This window comes from Helicobacter cappadocius, assembly GCF_030688855.1.
GTDB classification, from domain to species: Bacteria; Campylobacterota; Campylobacteria; order Campylobacterales; family Helicobacteraceae; genus Helicobacter_J; species Helicobacter_J cappadocius.
In genome coordinates this window covers 12,278-28,609 of sequence record NZ_JAUYZK010000014.1, presented here as the reverse complement: position 1 = coordinate 28,609, position 16,332 = coordinate 12,278, and the positions used below count along the sequence as shown (strand labels likewise).

The 16,332-nt window shown below is 32.5% G+C and carries 18 protein-coding genes and 1 pseudogene; 5 read left to right on the top strand and 14 right to left on the bottom strand.

All coding sequences use genetic code 11. The features are described 5' to 3' along the window. Positions 1-3: 3 nt before the first annotated feature. The 14 genes and pseudogenes from rfaE1 to Q5I06_RS08000 all read right to left on the bottom strand — a co-directional run bounded on the left by rfaE1 (position 4) and on the right by Q5I06_RS08000 (position 11,200). A complete protein-coding gene (gene rfaE1 / locus Q5I06_RS08065; RefSeq protein WP_305517675.1) occupies positions 4-1,428 on the bottom strand; it encodes a D-glycero-beta-D-manno-heptose-7-phosphate kinase in 1,425 nt (474 codons plus the stop codon). Positions 1,429-1,472: 44 nt separating this feature from the next. Beyond that, positions 1,473-2,006: a D-glycero-alpha-D-manno-heptose-1,7-bisphosphate 7-phosphatase gene (locus Q5I06_RS08060; protein WP_305517674.1), complete on the bottom strand. Its 534-nt coding sequence runs from the start codon at positions 2,004-2,006 to the stop codon at positions 1,473-1,475. Continuing rightward, on the bottom strand, positions 2,003-2,776 hold the full coding sequence (locus Q5I06_RS08055; protein ID WP_305517673.1) for a sulfite exporter TauE/SafE family protein: 774 nt from the start codon (positions 2,774-2,776) through the stop codon (positions 2,003-2,005). The genes Q5I06_RS08060 and Q5I06_RS08055 overlap by 4 nt, the downstream gene beginning before the upstream one ends. Next, positions 2,776-3,084 carry a hypothetical protein gene (locus Q5I06_RS08050; protein WP_305517672.1) on the bottom strand — a complete coding sequence of 103 codons (309 nt, stop codon included), beginning with the start codon at positions 3,082-3,084 and terminating at the stop codon, positions 2,776-2,778. Before Q5I06_RS08050 ends, Q5I06_RS08055 begins: the two co-directional genes overlap by 1 nt. Beyond that, entirely contained in the window at positions 3,081-3,701 is a 621-nt protein-coding gene (hisG, locus tag Q5I06_RS08045; protein WP_305517671.1) for an ATP phosphoribosyltransferase, read from the bottom strand. The genes Q5I06_RS08050 and hisG overlap by 4 nt, the downstream gene beginning before the upstream one ends. Then, entirely contained in the window at positions 3,698-4,339 is a 642-nt protein-coding gene (locus Q5I06_RS08040) for a type III pantothenate kinase (RefSeq protein ID WP_305517670.1), read from the bottom strand. Before Q5I06_RS08040 ends, hisG begins: the two co-directional genes overlap by 4 nt. Positions 4,340-4,479: 140 nt before the next feature. Beyond that, positions 4,480-5,095, bottom strand: a pseudogene (locus Q5I06_RS08770) (hypothetical protein); the annotation flags it as partial. A 256-nt stretch (positions 5,096-5,351) separates the two neighbouring features. Beyond that, positions 5,352-6,038, bottom strand: coding sequence for a hypothetical protein (locus Q5I06_RS08030; RefSeq protein WP_305517668.1), 687 nt, complete (start codon positions 6,036-6,038; stop codon positions 5,352-5,354). A 15-nt stretch (positions 6,039-6,053) separates the two neighbouring features. After that, the gene (gene dut, locus Q5I06_RS08025) at positions 6,054-6,485 is read right to left on the bottom strand and encodes a dUTP diphosphatase (RefSeq protein ID WP_305517667.1); all 432 of its coding nucleotides are present in this window, start codon (positions 6,483-6,485) and stop codon (positions 6,054-6,056) included. Next, positions 6,482-6,973: a transcription elongation factor GreA gene (gene greA / locus Q5I06_RS08020; RefSeq protein ID WP_305517666.1), complete on the bottom strand. Its 492-nt coding sequence runs from the start codon at positions 6,971-6,973 to the stop codon at positions 6,482-6,484. The genes dut and greA overlap by 4 nt, the downstream gene beginning before the upstream one ends. A 49-nt stretch (positions 6,974-7,022) precedes the next feature. Next, positions 7,023-8,090 carry a lipid-A-disaccharide synthase gene (gene lpxB, locus Q5I06_RS08015; protein ID WP_305517665.1) on the bottom strand — a complete coding sequence of 356 codons (1,068 nt, stop codon included), beginning with the start codon at positions 8,088-8,090 and terminating at the stop codon, positions 7,023-7,025. 7 nt (positions 8,091-8,097) lie between these two features. Next, the gene (gene mua / locus Q5I06_RS08010; protein WP_305517664.1) at positions 8,098-8,688 is read right to left on the bottom strand and encodes a nickel-binding protein Mua; all 591 of its coding nucleotides are present in this window, start codon (positions 8,686-8,688) and stop codon (positions 8,098-8,100) included. Then, a complete protein-coding gene (hypA, locus tag Q5I06_RS08005) occupies positions 8,685-9,044 on the bottom strand; it encodes a hydrogenase/urease nickel incorporation protein HypA (RefSeq protein WP_305517663.1) in 360 nt (119 codons plus the stop codon). The genes mua and hypA overlap by 4 nt, the downstream gene beginning before the upstream one ends. Before the next feature lie 11 nt (positions 9,045-9,055). After that, entirely contained in the window at positions 9,056-11,200 is a 2,145-nt protein-coding gene (locus Q5I06_RS08000) for a WD40 repeat domain-containing protein (protein WP_305517662.1), read from the bottom strand. Positions 11,201-11,348: 148 nt separating this feature from the next. On the opposite strand from Q5I06_RS08000, the gene ispG reads away from it, so the two are divergent. The 5 genes from ispG to Q5I06_RS07975 all read left to right on the top strand — a co-directional run bounded on the left by ispG (position 11,349) and on the right by Q5I06_RS07975 (position 16,332). After that, positions 11,349-12,419, top strand: coding sequence for a flavodoxin-dependent (E)-4-hydroxy-3-methylbut-2-enyl-diphosphate synthase (gene ispG / locus Q5I06_RS07995; protein ID WP_305517661.1), 1,071 nt, complete (start codon positions 11,349-11,351; stop codon positions 12,417-12,419). Between the two features lie 27 nt (positions 12,420-12,446). Beyond that, positions 12,447-12,767, top strand: coding sequence for a DMT family transporter (locus tag Q5I06_RS07990; protein WP_305517660.1), 321 nt, complete (start codon positions 12,447-12,449; stop codon positions 12,765-12,767). Between the two features lie 67 nt (positions 12,768-12,834). Continuing rightward, positions 12,835-13,749 carry an AEC family transporter gene (locus Q5I06_RS07985; RefSeq protein ID WP_305517659.1) on the top strand — a complete coding sequence of 305 codons (915 nt, stop codon included), beginning with the start codon at positions 12,835-12,837 and terminating at the stop codon, positions 13,747-13,749. 84 nt (positions 13,750-13,833) lie between these two features. Beyond that, entirely contained in the window at positions 13,834-15,039 is a 1,206-nt protein-coding gene (locus Q5I06_RS07980; protein ID WP_305517658.1) for a 2,3,4,5-tetrahydropyridine-2,6-carboxylate N-succinyltransferase, read from the top strand. A gap of 60 nt (positions 15,040-15,099) precedes the next feature. Next, the gene (locus Q5I06_RS07975) at positions 15,100-16,332 is read left to right on the top strand and encodes a tetratricopeptide repeat protein (RefSeq protein ID WP_305517657.1); all 1,233 of its coding nucleotides are present in this window, start codon (positions 15,100-15,102) and stop codon (positions 16,330-16,332) included.

Here is a 16,332-nt window from a genome sequence, read left to right as displayed (position 1 = left end):
TCCTTATATGAGCTTGGCTTTATTTAAAATATTAGTCGTAGATATTCCATCAACAAAATCAATCAATCTAGTTTCTTTGGCATATTTTGATCCTGCAATTTGCTTCCCTTCATAATCTTTGCCCTTGACCAATACATCTGGAGAAATCAAAGAAATGATGTCTTCTGGAGTATCTTCATCAAAAATCACAATAAAATCTACACATTCAAGTGCTGAAAGGATATAAGCTCTATCATCTTGAGGATTTATCGGTCTAGCTTTTCCTTTTAATCTTTTTACAGAAGCATCGCTGTTAAGTGCCACAATGAGAATATCTCCCATTTTTTTTGCTTTTTGCAAATATGAAATATGCCCTCTGTGTAAGATATCAAAACAACCATTAGTGAAGATAATTTTTTTATTTTTTAAAGACTGGAGGGTTGTTAGAAGAGAAGTTTTTGAAAGAATTTTATCACTTGAATCAGAGTATGCACAAGAATGCAGATGTTGAGCGATCTCTGCGTGTGTCGCGACTGCACTTCCAACTTTTCCTACCACTACTGCAGCTGCAGCATTGGCAAATTCACAAGCCTTATAAATATCAAGACCTCCTGAGAGTGCAAACCCCAAAGCTGCTATCACTGTATCCCCTGCTCCAGTAACATCATAAACTTCTTTTGCAATGGTTGGGATTTTTGTGAGCTTATTTTTTTTATCAAGCAAAGCAATACCATCTTCACTTAAAGTAATAAGTGAAATACTAAGATTGCAATCTTTTTTCAAACTTTTAAGGGCATTAGTGAGCGTATTATCGTCAGTAATAGCTGTTTTTGTGGCTATTTGTGCTTCATTTTTATTGGGTGTTAAAAGAGTTGCACCTTTATATTTTTCAAAATCATTTCCTTTAGGATCGCATAAAATAAGCTTATTTTCACTTCTAGCTAGTTTAATGATTTTTTGTGTAAGAAATGAGTTTAAAACCCCTTTATTATAATCAGATAAGATGATGCAATCATAATTTGAGATTTTGTGTTCAAGAGTAGCAAATATTTCTTTTGAAATCTCTTCAGAAATAGCTGATTTATCTTCTTTATCTACTCTCAAAACCTGCTGATTGGAAACAATAACACGTGTTTTTTTTGTTGTAGGACGATGATTTTGAATAAATATATTTTGAATATCAATCCCCAATGAATCCAAATTTTTAACGAGCCATTTTCCTGTGTCATCATTGCCTATCACTCCACACATTGAAACTTTTGCTCCTAGTGAAACGAGGTTGTTACCAACATTACAAGCCCCACCTAGTCGATTGCTTTCGTCTTTTACTTCAGCAATCTGAACAGGAGCCTCTGGAGATATGCGTTCACACTTTGCCCAGACATAATGATCTATCATTAGATCCCCTATAACCAAGATATGAGGATTTTTATCTTCAAGCCCAAACATTTTTTATCCTTTGATGAATTTTGTTTTATAACGATACTTTTAAATCACTTCCCTAATAAGCTAATCATAACTTCCAATGCCCCATTCACAGAAAATACGGTATGGACACCTTTGTCATTCAAAATACCTTCGTTGGTATTTTTTAAAAATATCTTGTGCCCAATATTGGCATTTTGTCCAGCCTCAATATCGGTGGATTTATCTCCAATGATGAAACATTCTTTAAGATCAAGATTATAATCTTTTTTTGCTTCATCTATCATACCTGTTTTAGGTTTTCTACACAGACAGTTTTCTTCAGGAGAATGTGGGCAAAAATAAATACGATCAAAGCCAAATCCAAGTTTCTTTTTTAGTTCATTTTGCATATAATCAGTAAGCTCTTCAAAATCTTTGAGTGTGTAATATCCCCTACCAATTCCAGATTGGTTTGTAATAAGCAAAAGTAAAAATCCTTTATCCTTGCAATATTTTAAGAGATTAAAAATATTATCTACAAAAATAAATTCTTTAGCTTCATAGACATATCCAAAATCTTGGTTTATTACTCCATCTCTATCGAAAAATACAGCTTTCATTGCATATCCATCTGATGAGATAAATGATGATCTGTATGATTCATATTCATTTGATGTTCCATAGTATGAGATTTTCCTTGTAATATAGAAATACCTTTATATACACTAATTCCACCAAAACCCAACATCAGAACAAATGAAATTTTTAAAAAAATATTACGAAAAGAAGAAGTATTTATTTTTCCAGTAATAAAACCTAGTGTAAACATCGGCAAAATAGTAGCAAGACCAAAGACCACCATTATGAGACCTCCAGCAACAGCACTAGGTGCAGTGAGGGCATAACTAGCAAAAAAATAAACCATTCCACAAGGTAACAAACCATTCAAAATGCCCAATCCGTAAAAACTACTCAAATTTTGAGATTGCATAAGATAAACAAAAAATCTTTTAAAGCTCTGTGATAATATATTTTGTGGATTTTTTGGCAAAGAAGGTTCGATATAAGAAATCGCTTTTGGAAAAAAAACATATAATATTGCAAATAAAATCAAAAATACCCCCACAATAATAAACAATATGCCCTTAGCTTGAATAGAAGCTGAAATCTTGTATCCAACATAAGCACTCACAACGCCAATTATTGTATAAGAACTTACTCTGCCTAAACTGTATAAAATGTGAGAAAAAATTTGATAAGCCTTGCTTGTATCTTTGTGAATTTTTGCACTTGAATACGCGATTACAATTCCTCCACACATTCCTACACAATGGCTAAAAGACATACTCAATGCCATCACAAATAAAGAAATCAAAGAGGTTTCCATCATCATTCTCCAATAGATTGATTCATAATGTCTTGAGCTTTTTTAATGGCTTCCATTTTGGAATCTTTTTTTTGAGAGGAGCTGGGTGTTTCTACAGAAATTTCTGGGGCAAATTCACTTCCTTGAGGAATCACTCCTTTAGGCATTTTAACAAATACATCTTCGTAATTTTTACCATTTTTCTTATAGCGAATATATACTTCACCTGTAATAGTGTTATAAAGATAGGTATCTGTTTTATCACTAAACATTTGCCATTGGGAAAAAAGTGGAGACAAAAAGAACAAAAACAGAAAAAATATTTTTTTCATTTTACTGCCTTTATTGATGAGTGTAATTGTGCTTGCAAATCAAAGATAGCTTGTTTTTTAGCATAGAAGCTATTTTTGTTGGCAATAAGATAGACACTTGATTCCATGATTACTTCATCGACCTTTAGGTTGTTTTGTTTCATCGTTGCCCCTGTCTCAACAATATCTACAATTCCATCAGAGAGCTGCACCAATGGTGCTAGTTCGATTGATCCATAGAGTTTGATAACATCTACAGGGATAGCTTTTTTGGAGAAATATTTAATGGTGATATTGGGCATTTTAGTGGCGATTTTTATTCTAGATTTTCGATAATCAATATTTTTTCCTATTTCAGATCCCACAACAACCTTGCATTTTCCGATACCTAAATCAAGTAAACGTAATAAATCAAGCTCACTTTCTTCCAATACATCTAGCCCTACCACACCAATATCGGCAGCCTGATAATGCACATAGGTAGGAACATCTTGACTACGTACAAGCAAGAATCTAAAATCCGAACATTCTAAAATAAGTTTTCGATCTTCAAAGACAAACTCTTGCTTCAAGATTTTTTGAAATAATTCTAAGGTTTTCTCGGCAACTCGACCTTTTGGCAGTGCAATAGTTATCATTTTTGCTCCTTGTGCTTTTTCAAGGCTTTGTCTATAGAGATTTGCATACCATTGAAGACTAACATTTCGCTATAAATAGCTTTTTCAAAAAACTTTGCTAGAAATTTCCCATCACCACCTGTAAAATAAGCTTTTTTATCGCCGACGATTTCTTTTATAGTCAAAACTACGCTTTTTATAGCACCATAACTGATAGCTGATTGAGTATTCAAAGGGAGTTCATCAAAGTCCATTCCAAAATTGATACGTTTTTCCAATGCAGGAGAAATGCTTCTATAAGCCTGTGTATAAGCCGCCAATCCTGGCAATATAATTCCACCTAAATGATTTCCAGCATCCATTACATCCACTGTAATTGCACTTCCAGCATCTATAATCACTCCATTTTCTACACCCAAACAAGCAGCTTTTCTATCTATCCCCAGTCCTACATAAGGAGTATCAAGATTGACAATACTAGCAATGTTATAAGAGTTTTTATGAGCCTTGAGAAGTTTTTTCTCGTTGATAGAATTCACGCTAATATAATAAACATCTGAAGAAAGTTCTTTTTTGTTTATTTCATCAGGAAGATTTTTCCAAATTTTATATGTATCACAAAAATGAATATAAGTATTTCCTATATCGCAAAGTATCATTTATTACTCTTTAGTAAAATCAATATAATATTGGTCGTAGTAAATTCTATTTTTGTCATAAAAATTTATTTTATCAAGTTTCTTTTTCCCAAACATGCCTTTGACCTCAATCACCTTATAGGTAAAATTATCAATATTTAGTTCAATAAGATAGCCTGTTTTTTCGATAGTATATAATTTATTACCTATCACAACTATGGCATTCAAAGTCGCAAAGGGTAGCTTGACTTTATTTGTTTCTCTTAAGGTTTTATCAAGCTGAATAATTTGACCTTCAAGAGTCAAAACATAAAGGTAATTCTTATCATATAATATATCCCTAATATCTGCATCATAGCTAAACTCTCGTCCAGAAATAATAGACATGATACGTTTTGGAGTAGCGGCAAACATATTTTCTCCATCTACCATTAGATAAATCACATTATTGAAAAATTTTTCACTATTAATAATAATATTTCTAACAATACTATAAGATTTTTCATCCACCACCAAAAGTCTTCCATCTAAGGTTGGAAAAACAACCAATGTATCCAAGAAAATTGGGGCACTTAAGAGGGAGTTGATGGCTATACTAGGGGTACCTTTTTGGGAAAAGAGAATTTCTTTTGTTTTGATATCATAAATGTTAGTAGAGTTATCAGCTAAAATAACTGCGAGTTTATCCGCTTTTATTGAAGCACTCAAAGCACAAGTATCTACAGGGATAAAAATGGACTCTTGAGTTTTTTTGTTGATGAGCTCTATTTGATCGCATTTTTGAGTAATGATATAATAATCATCAGAGTCATTTAAAAACAAAGAATTTTTATCTAGCTTGATATAACTAACCCCATTTTGGGTTATAACTGAACCATTTTTCAATACAGCCCCGAAACGATTAGAGGTTTGTATATGATCGGTTAGTTTGTCTTTAAATTTCATAAAACTATCTATTTTTGTAGGTTCAAAAAACTTTTTTGAACTGCATCCCACAAAAACAAATAAAATCGCAAATATAAGATAAACAAAACTATTTTTTATCACTTTTATCCTCGTTGTTAGTGGATTCTTTATTTAAATTATTTTTTATTTTTTCAATTGAACTAAAATCTTTGACGCCATAATGTTTCAATAGATTTGCTATCTGGAATGTGCTTGAAGAAGCACTTATTTGATTTAGCAAGTTTTGAGCTTCTTGTATTTTTCCATTTTGTTGTAGTAAATAAGCCTCTTGAAGTATCGAAAAGTCTTTCATTCCAGTATCTGTCATAGCTTGTAGTGCTTGAGGATTTTTTAAATAAGAAGCGTATTGATACTCTGCTAAGATTTTGATTATATCAGGATTTTTTTTATCCATAGAACCCCTAGAATCTATGATTTCTTTAAGCTCTTTTACATCTGCATTTTTCATAGCTTGTGTATACCTATAGAGATCATATAGGTCTTTTGATTTGGATTTTAAGTTATCAAGCAATGCTTGATTGTTTGGATCTTTTAATAACTGATTATAGATTTGAGTTATATTTTGAGCTTTTTTGTTTTCTTGATAGATTGAAAATTGGTAATACAAAAACCATACCAACAACGCTATGATAATTGCAAATAAAATATATTTATACTTATTGTAAAACCTCTCTAGTTTGAAAGCACTTTCTAAAATTTTTTCATCGCCCTTAAATTCTTCTTGTATTTGTTTGATATTATCTTTAATGCTCACTTTTTTTACTCCTCTTTATTTGATTCCACTGCTACCAAAACCACCTGAGCCTCTAAGAGTATCATCAAGTTCTTCAACTTCTATAAAATCAGCTTGATAAACCTTGCTAACTACTCCTTGTGCAATTCTATCACCTTTTTTGATTGCAAACTCTTGTGTAGAGTGGTTGATTAAAATTACCATAATTTCCCCGCGATAATCGCTATCAATAGTGCCTGGAGAATTTAATACACTGATAGAATGTTTGAGTGCGAGACCACTTCTAGGTCTGATTTGTAATTCATATCCATTTTGTATAGACATGCTCAATCCGGTTTTGATAAGCTTACTCTCTTGTGCTGCAACTATAGTATCCTCAATGGAGTGAATATCAAAACCTGCTGCTTGCAATGTTTGATATTTTGGCACAAGTGCATCTGGATGCAGTTTTTTGATTTTTATATTCATTTTTCAAACTTTATATCTTGATAAAAAACTTCCAAAATTTCAAAACTATTTTCTCCATTAGGAAGTTTTATATTTACTTCATCGCCAGGTGCTTTTCCGATCAAACTTTTTGCAATAGGAGAGCCAAAAGAAATAAGACCACTAGAAGGATCGCTCTCTACGCTTCCAACAATACTATAAATAAACTCTTTATCGTTATCTAAATTTAAAATTTTTACAGTACTACCAAAACTCACCTTATCGTGTGGAAGTTTTGAAGGATCAATAACTTGAGAGTTATTTAGAATTTCACTCAAATCATTAATTCTAGCTTCTATAAAAACCTGCTTTTCTTTTGCGGCGTGATATTCAGCATTTTCTTTGAGATCGCCATGCCCTCTAGCAATATCTATTTCTTTGACAATATTTGGACGCTCCACCTCTTTGAGGTTTTTTAGTTCTGCACAGAGCTTTTCGTACCCATATTGACTCATAGGTTCTTTATTCATTTCTACAATCTCCTATAACTTAAAAAATGTAATCATATAAAATTTGAGGTTAATTCAATGTTAATTTTATCCAATTCGCAATATTTTCTGCACTTCCATGTCTTAGATACTCTCTAATTTTTTCAGATTCTATCAAAAATTTTTCTCTATTTATGGATTCATAGGCGTTTATTAGATTTTCACAATTGAGATCTTCTTGAACTAATTCTTGATGTAGCCTTGTTTTTCCCTTGCCAGGATATTCATTATTTAGTGCATTGTAAAATATATTTGCTAGACCAATACAAGAAAGCTTTACAAATATTCTTGTTATAAAAAAATCAATTTTTTTCATTTTGTAACCCAACACAAAAGGAGTTCCAATCAATGTTGCTTCAAGTGTTGCTGTCCCACTACAAATAAAAGCAAATTCAGCCTCATAAAGACTTTTATGTGTGTCAAAGGAAATATCAAATTCGTCAACATCTTTTCCATAAATTGAATAAAGATCAGAATTCTTAAAGGAGTGAGGGATAATTAGAATCTTTTTTTTATTCTTTATTTTTTTTGCAACTTCTAGGAAAATAGGAAATATCCGTTTTATCTCCCCTTGTCTGCTTCCGGGCATAAAAACAATACTTCCATCACTTTGTTTTTTCTTATAATGTGGTATTTCATCTAGTAGTGGATGTCCTACATATTGTGCTTTTTTTTCATAAAAAGTTGTTTCAAAGGGAAGTATTGCACCAAGTCTGTCGCAATATTTCTCAATTTTTTTTGCCCTCCATGCCTTCCATGCCCAAACTTGTGGCAATATGTAATAGATAATAGGTTTATTCTGATTTATTTTTTTAATACCTTTTGCCAGTGGAATATTAAAAGAAGAAGAATCCAATAAAAGCACCAAATCAGCATCCTTGGATAATTCTATCATTTTCTTATTTGCTTTATAGAAAAATTTTATTTTTTTAAGTACATCCAAAAATGCCATAGTAGAGAATTTTTTTGGGCTATATAGGGGGGAACCTAAATCTTCATCAAAAATACCTATAAATTCAATATCCTTTAAATATTTCTTAAGTTCTCTTAGATGAATATTTGAACTAGGCTCAAGAGCACTGATTAGTATTTTTTTCATTTTAATCTTAATCCTCTTTTGATTTATTATTGGTTTTTAACATATCTTCGGTATAAAAATCTCTTAGTTCTATTTTTAATTTGGAATTTTCGAGTTCAAACTCCAATATCCGATCTTTGAGAGATTTGTTTTCCTTGAGAACCACTCTGTATTTTTTATACAAAGTATCCGTATAAACTTTTTTTGTAGGTCTTGCTTTTGCTACACTGCCATCTTTTAGATAAATATCAATCATTTCTACAGGTTTAGGTAATATCTCATCTTTTTTTTCATGCTGTATCTCATCTTTTTCAACCTTTAGTTTGGAAATTTTCTTTTTTATTTTTTGTTTAAAAACCTCTTCTCTAAGGGCTTGTATTTCTTGGATTCTTTTAAGTTTTAACTCTTCTAGTTCTTTGATTTCTTCTTTTATTCTTGAAGATTCTGCTCTAAAATCTTTTAAGAATTTTTTTGCTTGTTTGATTTCATTTTCATAGTTTAGGAGTTCTTGCTTGAATTTTTCACGTTCTTCTTCAAATAATTTTGCAATCTCCCAGGTTTCTTTTATCTCTGAACTCTTTTGAACAAACTCTTGAAAAATTTGCCTATCTTCTTTCATTGATCTTCCCCTATCATTTCTAGAGATAACAAATTCATATCCCTTCCTTTGGTAATTTCTAGATTAGAACTTTTGCATTGAGGGCAAATTCCATACTCGATCTTATCGGGAATAAATATATAACCACATTTTTTACAAGTAAGCTCAACTTTTTCATCAACGATATCCAAAATAGCGTCTCTGCAGACTTTAGATTCTTCCTTAAAAGTTTCAAAAGCACTTAAAAATAGACTTTTATCCATTCCGCTTCTTTGACCAATTCCAACGACTATTTTTTCAATTTTGATGGCATTATTTTTTTGAACATGCTCTTCGCAAAGCTCGATAAGAGAAGATACAACAGAATATTCGTGCATTTATGTCCTTTCTATGATTTATTCAAAATGATAATACTTTGAATATGGTTAATATTTCCAGAGATTTTTTTAGGAGCATTTTCTATATCTTGAAGGTCTTGGAGAATTGCTTTGAGCCTTTCTTCGGTCTTGCAGAGTTCGCAGATTTCATCATCTTTCCCATATCTTTTGATGTATTCAATCAAACTTTCCTCCCAATCTACATCTGTTCTTTCAAGTTTGAGGGCTTTTTTGATTTCATAAAGATAAGCTATTTTCATTGTAATGTCAATTTTATTTTTCCAATACTTAAGAGCAGAAAATTTCTGCAAAACAGAATAAACTTTGACGGTCTCGCCTTTTTGAGCTATTATTTTGGTTTCTTCAAAAACCTTATTTATTTCTTCATAGAGGGCTAGATATTCATCTGAAGAGTCTATTTCAGGACATACTTCAAGTATTTTATAACACCCCAAATAATCCTTCTTTTTATAAAACTCTGTAAATTTTTCAATGTTATTCAAATAATTTTGAAATTTGTTTGCAAACTCTCTAAAAGGGTCGATAGTAGCCAAGAAATTTAAATATTCTTGAGCTTTAGGATATTTTTTTGCTGCAATGAGATCTTGTGCTTGGTGAGTCATTTTCTCACATGTGAAATACATTTTTTGATAAGTTTGCGTATTTTTAAGAAAAGGGCATTGTGTGATAAGTAAAAAATAATTCGTAAAATCTTTTGCTTTGGCATATTTTTCACCTAAAAGATATTTATCACACTCGTTAATAAGGGTTAGAATTAGAGGTTTCTTCTCTGGTATGTGTTCAAATGGCAATAAAAAATCTTGAATTTTTTCTTTACTAGAGGCAATGTCTCTTGCAATAAGCTGTTGGGCTAGATTGTAAATATCATCAAAATAATCCTCCATCACTTGATATTCATTAAGACTTTTGATACAAGGATGATCTATTGCTATTTCGTATGCTTTTGGATAATCATTCTCTCTAAAGGCACCTAAAAAATTCTGTATGAAAGATTTTTCTTCTATGTATTTTTTAATTTCTTTTTCTTTGGCTGGATCTTCAAAATAAGGAGCAGTAATGTTGAGTATTTCTTCAATTTGGTTTATTGTTAGAAGCTTGGTAACACTTTTAAGAACTTCCTTCCAAGAGTTGTTTTTAACTCTGGTATATACTTCTAGGGTTTTAAGCAACACATTATGTTCATTGGCAAAAATTTTTGCAGCTTCAAAACCTTCTTCATTTAAAACCTTCAAAAATTCATCTAGTTTATAAAATCTATCGATAATATGAATACTCCCATCTGCAAAACAGATGAAAATAAAATCATCAAATCCTTTTATACAGGTAACCCCTTTTGATGAAAGATTTATGGTAAAAACTATAGAGGTTTCTTTAAGACTTTGAATATATAAAATATCTTCTCTAGTACCTATATAGGCAAAACTTTCATCAAAATTCAACATCACCTTGGTTGGCCAGTAAGAAAGACTCATTTGATGTTTATCTTCATTGGTTTTGAGGTTAAAAATACCTGTTTCACCACTTTTACAAACATAGAATATCTTTGTGTCTTTTTGAAAAAAAATCATATCCTCAATAACGCTCGGAGTATCGATAGTGCATATCAAAGAATCCTTTTGCAAATCATAAATTGTTAGTGTCAAATCATAAGAAGCATAGCAAACAATCTTAGATTGTGAGTCAAAAATAATACAAGAAATATAATCAGGTCTTCGCGGTAAAAATGTGCTAAGCTTATGGCTGGGATGTGCATAGATAAACATTCTTCCATCTTCGCCACCTGTTGCTAAATATTTGCAATCTTTTGAAAATACTGACACACTTATATCAGCTCTATGCCATTTTAGTCTAGAAGCTACAGAAATACCATTTTCGTCAATTTTGTAAATACTGCCTATGGAGCTTTTGGTTTTAGGCATACAGACATATCCATCCATAGAACAACTGACTGCTTTTGAATATCGATGATGAGGTTCAATATTTTTAGCAACCTGTTTACTAAAGGAAAAAATAAATTCTTTTAAAGAAAATTTATAAATTCGATAGTAATGATCTGCAAATAAATATTCTTCTTCACACAAACCTATATCTAAAACATTTCCGATAAGATTGATTTTGTTTTTTATTTTAAGCATTATTGCCCCAACTACCTATTAACTTAATGTTTTAAAGGTGGAATTTATGCACATAATGATAACATAAAGCTAGAAGTTATTTTTAAATTTTATCGAAGATGCTATGATATGCAAAATTCAAGTTTAGCTTCATAATAAAGGAAAATTAATGTTAAAACCTCGTTATAAGACCAAACAAATTTTCATAGGAAATGTTCCTATTGGTGGTGGAGCTCCTATCAGTGTGCAGAGTATGACTTTTACAAAAACAGCTGACATAGAAGCTACAAAAAAACAAATTGATAGATTACATTTTGCTGGGGCAGATATTGTGCGGGTTGCAGTGAGTGATAAAAACGATGCTAATGCCCTAAGTGAGCTAAAAAAAGTTTCTTCTTTGCCTATTGTTGCAGATATTCACTTTAGACATCGTTTTGCCCTTATCGCTGCAGAGAGTGTGGATGGTATTCGCATTAATCCTGGAAATATAGGGACAAAAGACAGAATCAAGGCGGTAGCAGAGGCTTGTAATCAAAGAAATCTTCCTATACGAATAGGTGTTAATAGCGGGAGTTTGGAAAAACAGTTTGACAAAAAATATGGTCCTACTCCTAAAGGTATGGTCGAATCAGCCCTTTATAATATAAAATTATTAGAAGATTTTGGTTTTGAAAATATCAAAGTTTCGCTAAAAGCTAGTGATGTAGAAAGAACTATTGAAGCATATAAAATGCTTAGACCCTTGGTGGATTATCCCTTTCATTTGGGGGTAACAGAGGCAGGAACTATTTTTCATTCAACGATAAAAAGCTCGATGGCACTAGGAAATCTCTTAATGGATGGCATTGGAGATACCATGAGAATATCTATAACAGGCGAACTAGAAGAAGAAGTCAAGGTGGCAAGGGCTATCTTACGCTACAGCGGAAGACAAAAAGATGGTATTACGATTATTTCCTGCCCTACTTGTGGAAGAATTGAGGCGAATTTAGTAGATGCGGTAAAAGAAGTAGAAAAAAGACTTGCTCACATCAAAACTCCTCTTAATGTGAGCGTAATGGGTTGTGCAGTAAATGCTCTAGGAGAAGCTAAACATGCCGATATTGCTATTGCGTTTGGAAATCATGAGGGGCTTATCATCAAAGAAGGGGAAATATTGTGCAAACTTCCTGAAAATAAAATATTAGAAGTGTTTATCACTGAGGTTGAAAAACTTGCACTTATGCGTTCTGAACATTAGTAAAAATAAATTTGAGGAGATGGGAAAATGAAGTATTGGATACCTCTTATTTTGGCAGTTATTTTTGAGGCTTTAGCAGCACTATCTCTGAAGACCTCTACAAACACAGAAAATCACCTTTATACCGCATTATATGCAATACTTTTTATTATTAGTTTGGGAATGTTTTATATAGCAAGTAAGGGAATTCCTTTAAGTATAGGCTATGCAATTTGGGCGGGGTTAGGGCTTAGCATTGTCTCTATAATTGGAATTTTTGTTTTCAAAGAAGAAATCAGTCTGATGAAAATTGTATTTTTGTTGATGATTATCATAGGTGTTGTTGGGTTAAAACTAGTTTCAAAATAAGATTTTAAGTTTCAAAAAGTTTTATAGCACTACAATTAGAACTTCAAATTTTTCTACAGGTGTTCCTATGCTTTTGGCATTGTATGGAGTTTTTTCATTTATTGGACTTGGCTATTTAGCAAAATCTTTGCGTATGGTTAGCAACAAGCAAAGTGGTATTTTATTGGGATTTTTGCTCAATTTTGCTCTCCCAGCACAAATTTTTAATGGAATTTATCATATAGAGCTTGATATTAAACTCATACTTATTTTGCTTACAACCTTGAGTTGTTCTTTTGTAGGTGGGATAACAATGTATTTTTTTGCTAAAAAAATTCTAAAAAGGGAAAAAAATACAGCAGTTTCGATGGCATTCTTGTCAGCATTGGGAAATACCTTATTTTTAGGGGTTCCGCTCGTATATGGTGCTTTGGGTCAAGAATACTCCAATAAAGCAATTCTATATGATCAAATATGTACAGCTATTCCTCTTGCAATATTGACTCCTTTGATTATGAGTATTGGTGGCAAAGGAGTATTTACAGTGCATTCAGTTACAATGAGACTTTCTTCCAACCCACTTTTTTTAGCTCTGATTGTAGGGTTGGTTTTTAAATTTATGCCATTTGATATTAGTGATTGGATATTTGTGCCTATTAAGCAGCTTGGAGCATGTGCCACTCCTGTAGCTTTGTTTGCCATAGGAGTTCAGATAAGTATAGGCGATATAAAAACAGAATGGAAAAATACTTTTATTGTTCTTTTTTGGGGAATGATTATTGTCCCTGCTCTAGTGTTTATGCTTATATTTATTGGTAATGTGGAATTTACAGATACTTGGAGGATGGCACTTTTAGAATCAGCCATGCCACCTCTTATAAGCTCTGCAGCTGTAATTATGAGGGCTGGATTGAATAATAAAATAGCGGTAAGCTCTATAGCATTTGGAATCTTTGTTAGTGCTATTACAATACCTATGTGGTTGTGGCTGAGCTATTTGTAGATTTTAAAAATGAAATCCTGTTGATTTAATTGATTATTCAATCAAATAACACTATAAATAGCTTTTATATTAAAGGAGATAAAAATGATAGAGAAATTCAAAAATTTTGTAGATGCCTACCAAAAATCAAGCTCCTATAAGGTACCTTTAGGATTTGGGATAGCTAAGGTTGAATTAGGGCAAAAATCAAAAAAGGTAATTTGTGCAACCTACCCTGTTTTAAATTGGAAAGATGAAAATTTAGGATCTTATGCTGTTTTTGCAAATGCTATTAATCCTGACAGATTGATTTATTCAAGTGAAAATGAATCTATTTACGGCATCGATCAAGACTTTGTTTGCAAAGCTATTGAGCTATATACTCCATTTTTGATAGAAGCTATTCAAAATAAAAGTAGTCATAAAAATATCCAAGTTATTTTGGAGTTAAAAAAGGCTCTTGATGAAGACAGGCTTGTAGATGAAAATGGAGAATATTTATTTCGTTTTGTAACCCTATATAAAGATGCAAAGTGCGAAAGTGTAGAAACAGCTTATATGAAACTATTAGCAATGTCGCTCGGAAAAGCAAAATTGCGCACCCTTATGCTTGATGGGATTTTTGGATTATTGCAAAATGTTGCATGGAGCGGCAATAAGCCCTATGAACTTGAATGGTTGAGAGAAAATGAAATACCATTAAAAATGAGATCAACTTACCCAGCGATTGATTTTGTGGATAAGTTTCCTAGATATTTAATGCAAGTTATTCCGCAGTATGACAATATTAGACTTTTAGATACTGCTAAAACCAGATTCGGGGCTTATCTTGGAACGGGTGGATATACCCAAATGCCAGGAGCTAGTTATGTAAATTTTAATGCTGGAGTACAAGGGGCTTGTATGAATGAGGGCAGAATCTCATCTTCAGTTATTATTGGAGAAGGTACAGATATTGGTGGCGGAGCTAGTATTTTAGGAGTTTTAAGCGGAGGTAATTCCTCTCCTATTAGTATTGGAAAAAATTGCCTATTGGGAGTAAATAGCTCGACGGGAATCAGTCTAGGAGATGGATGTATTGTAGATGGAGGAATTGCTGTTTTGGCGGGAACGGTTTTTGAAATTTCCGAAATAGAAGCTAAAAAAATCCTCGAAATAAACCCTGATTTTGAGATTCAATCAAACAATCTCTACAAAGGCAAAGAGTTATCAGGAAAACATGGACTACATTTCAGACAAGAGAGCACGACTGGGAAAATGATAGCATTTAGAAGTAATAAAAAAATCGAGCTTAACAACCTTCTGCATTAAAAAATGGTATATTTTTTGCTTCCTGTGTTAGCAATATCGTACAACACAGGAGTGCAAAAAATGTTCAGGATGAAAAATTTTATTTTTATAGCTTTATTGACCGTATCCTCACTAGTAAATATAGGCTTTGGGGCAGATGAAGAAAACTCTACTAGTACTCAGAATCCTGGCACACAAAGCATTACTCCAAAAGACAATTCATCTAAAGAGGAATCTCCCATTTCTGAAAATCCAGGTATTTCTAATAACCAATCATCTAATGACGTCTCATCAAATCAAAACACTTCTAACTCAAACCAAAATACACAAAATTCTAATTTAAGCAAATCTGAAAATCCACCCACTCTAGCACCCAACCCAAAATCAGATACACCAAGAGTGGCTAAACCTACCCCTCCTATGATGAGCGATCATCTAAACTCCCCAGATAGTGCCGAAGGTTTGCTTGAGGCAGGAATTGCAGCTGCCAAAGAAGGTGATTACAAAAGTGCATTTAAGTTATTTGCAAAATCCTGCGATGAGGGAAATCCTGCAGGATGCTTTGCTATTGGTACAATGTATATGAATGGTGTTGGCATTCAAACAAACATTCAAAAAGCACAACGTTATTATGAGATGGGTTGTAGCGGTGGAGATGCGACAGCTTGTGCAAATTTGGCAATGATTTATGATTATCAAAAAAATGCCGATCAAAACGATAAGGAAAAAGCCGCTCAACTTTATATGACAGGCTGTCAAGGTGGAGATGTTTTAGCTTGTAATAATTTAGCTTGGATGTATGCTAATGGCGAAGGAGTGCCAAAAGATTATTTCAAATCATTGCAATATTATAAATATGCTTGTGAAGCAGGGAGTGATTTGGGCTGCTACAATCTGGGGCTGATGAGCAATACAAATAATATCTATGGGGTTGATAAGGCAAAACTAGGAATCGTTGATTTAAACTATTTGGCTTGTAATGCTGGTGATGTCAAAGCTTGTGCAAATCTAGGGTGGATTTATACTAATGGAAGTTCAGGAGCTCCTGTGAGTTATTTTTATGCAGCAAAATATTATCAAGTTGCCTGTGATGGTGGTATATTAAGCAGTTGTAATAATCTAGGCATCTTATATCAAAAAGGATTAGGCGTACCTCAAGATACGCAAAAAGCTTTAGATCTTTTTGCGTATGTATGTGATACAGGTCTTCAGTCAGGATGTGATAACTATCGCATTTTTAAACAACAGCTTTTAAAGCCAAAAAGAGACACTGGGAGCTTTTTTTTACCAAAAAATCCTAGATACCAACGCTAA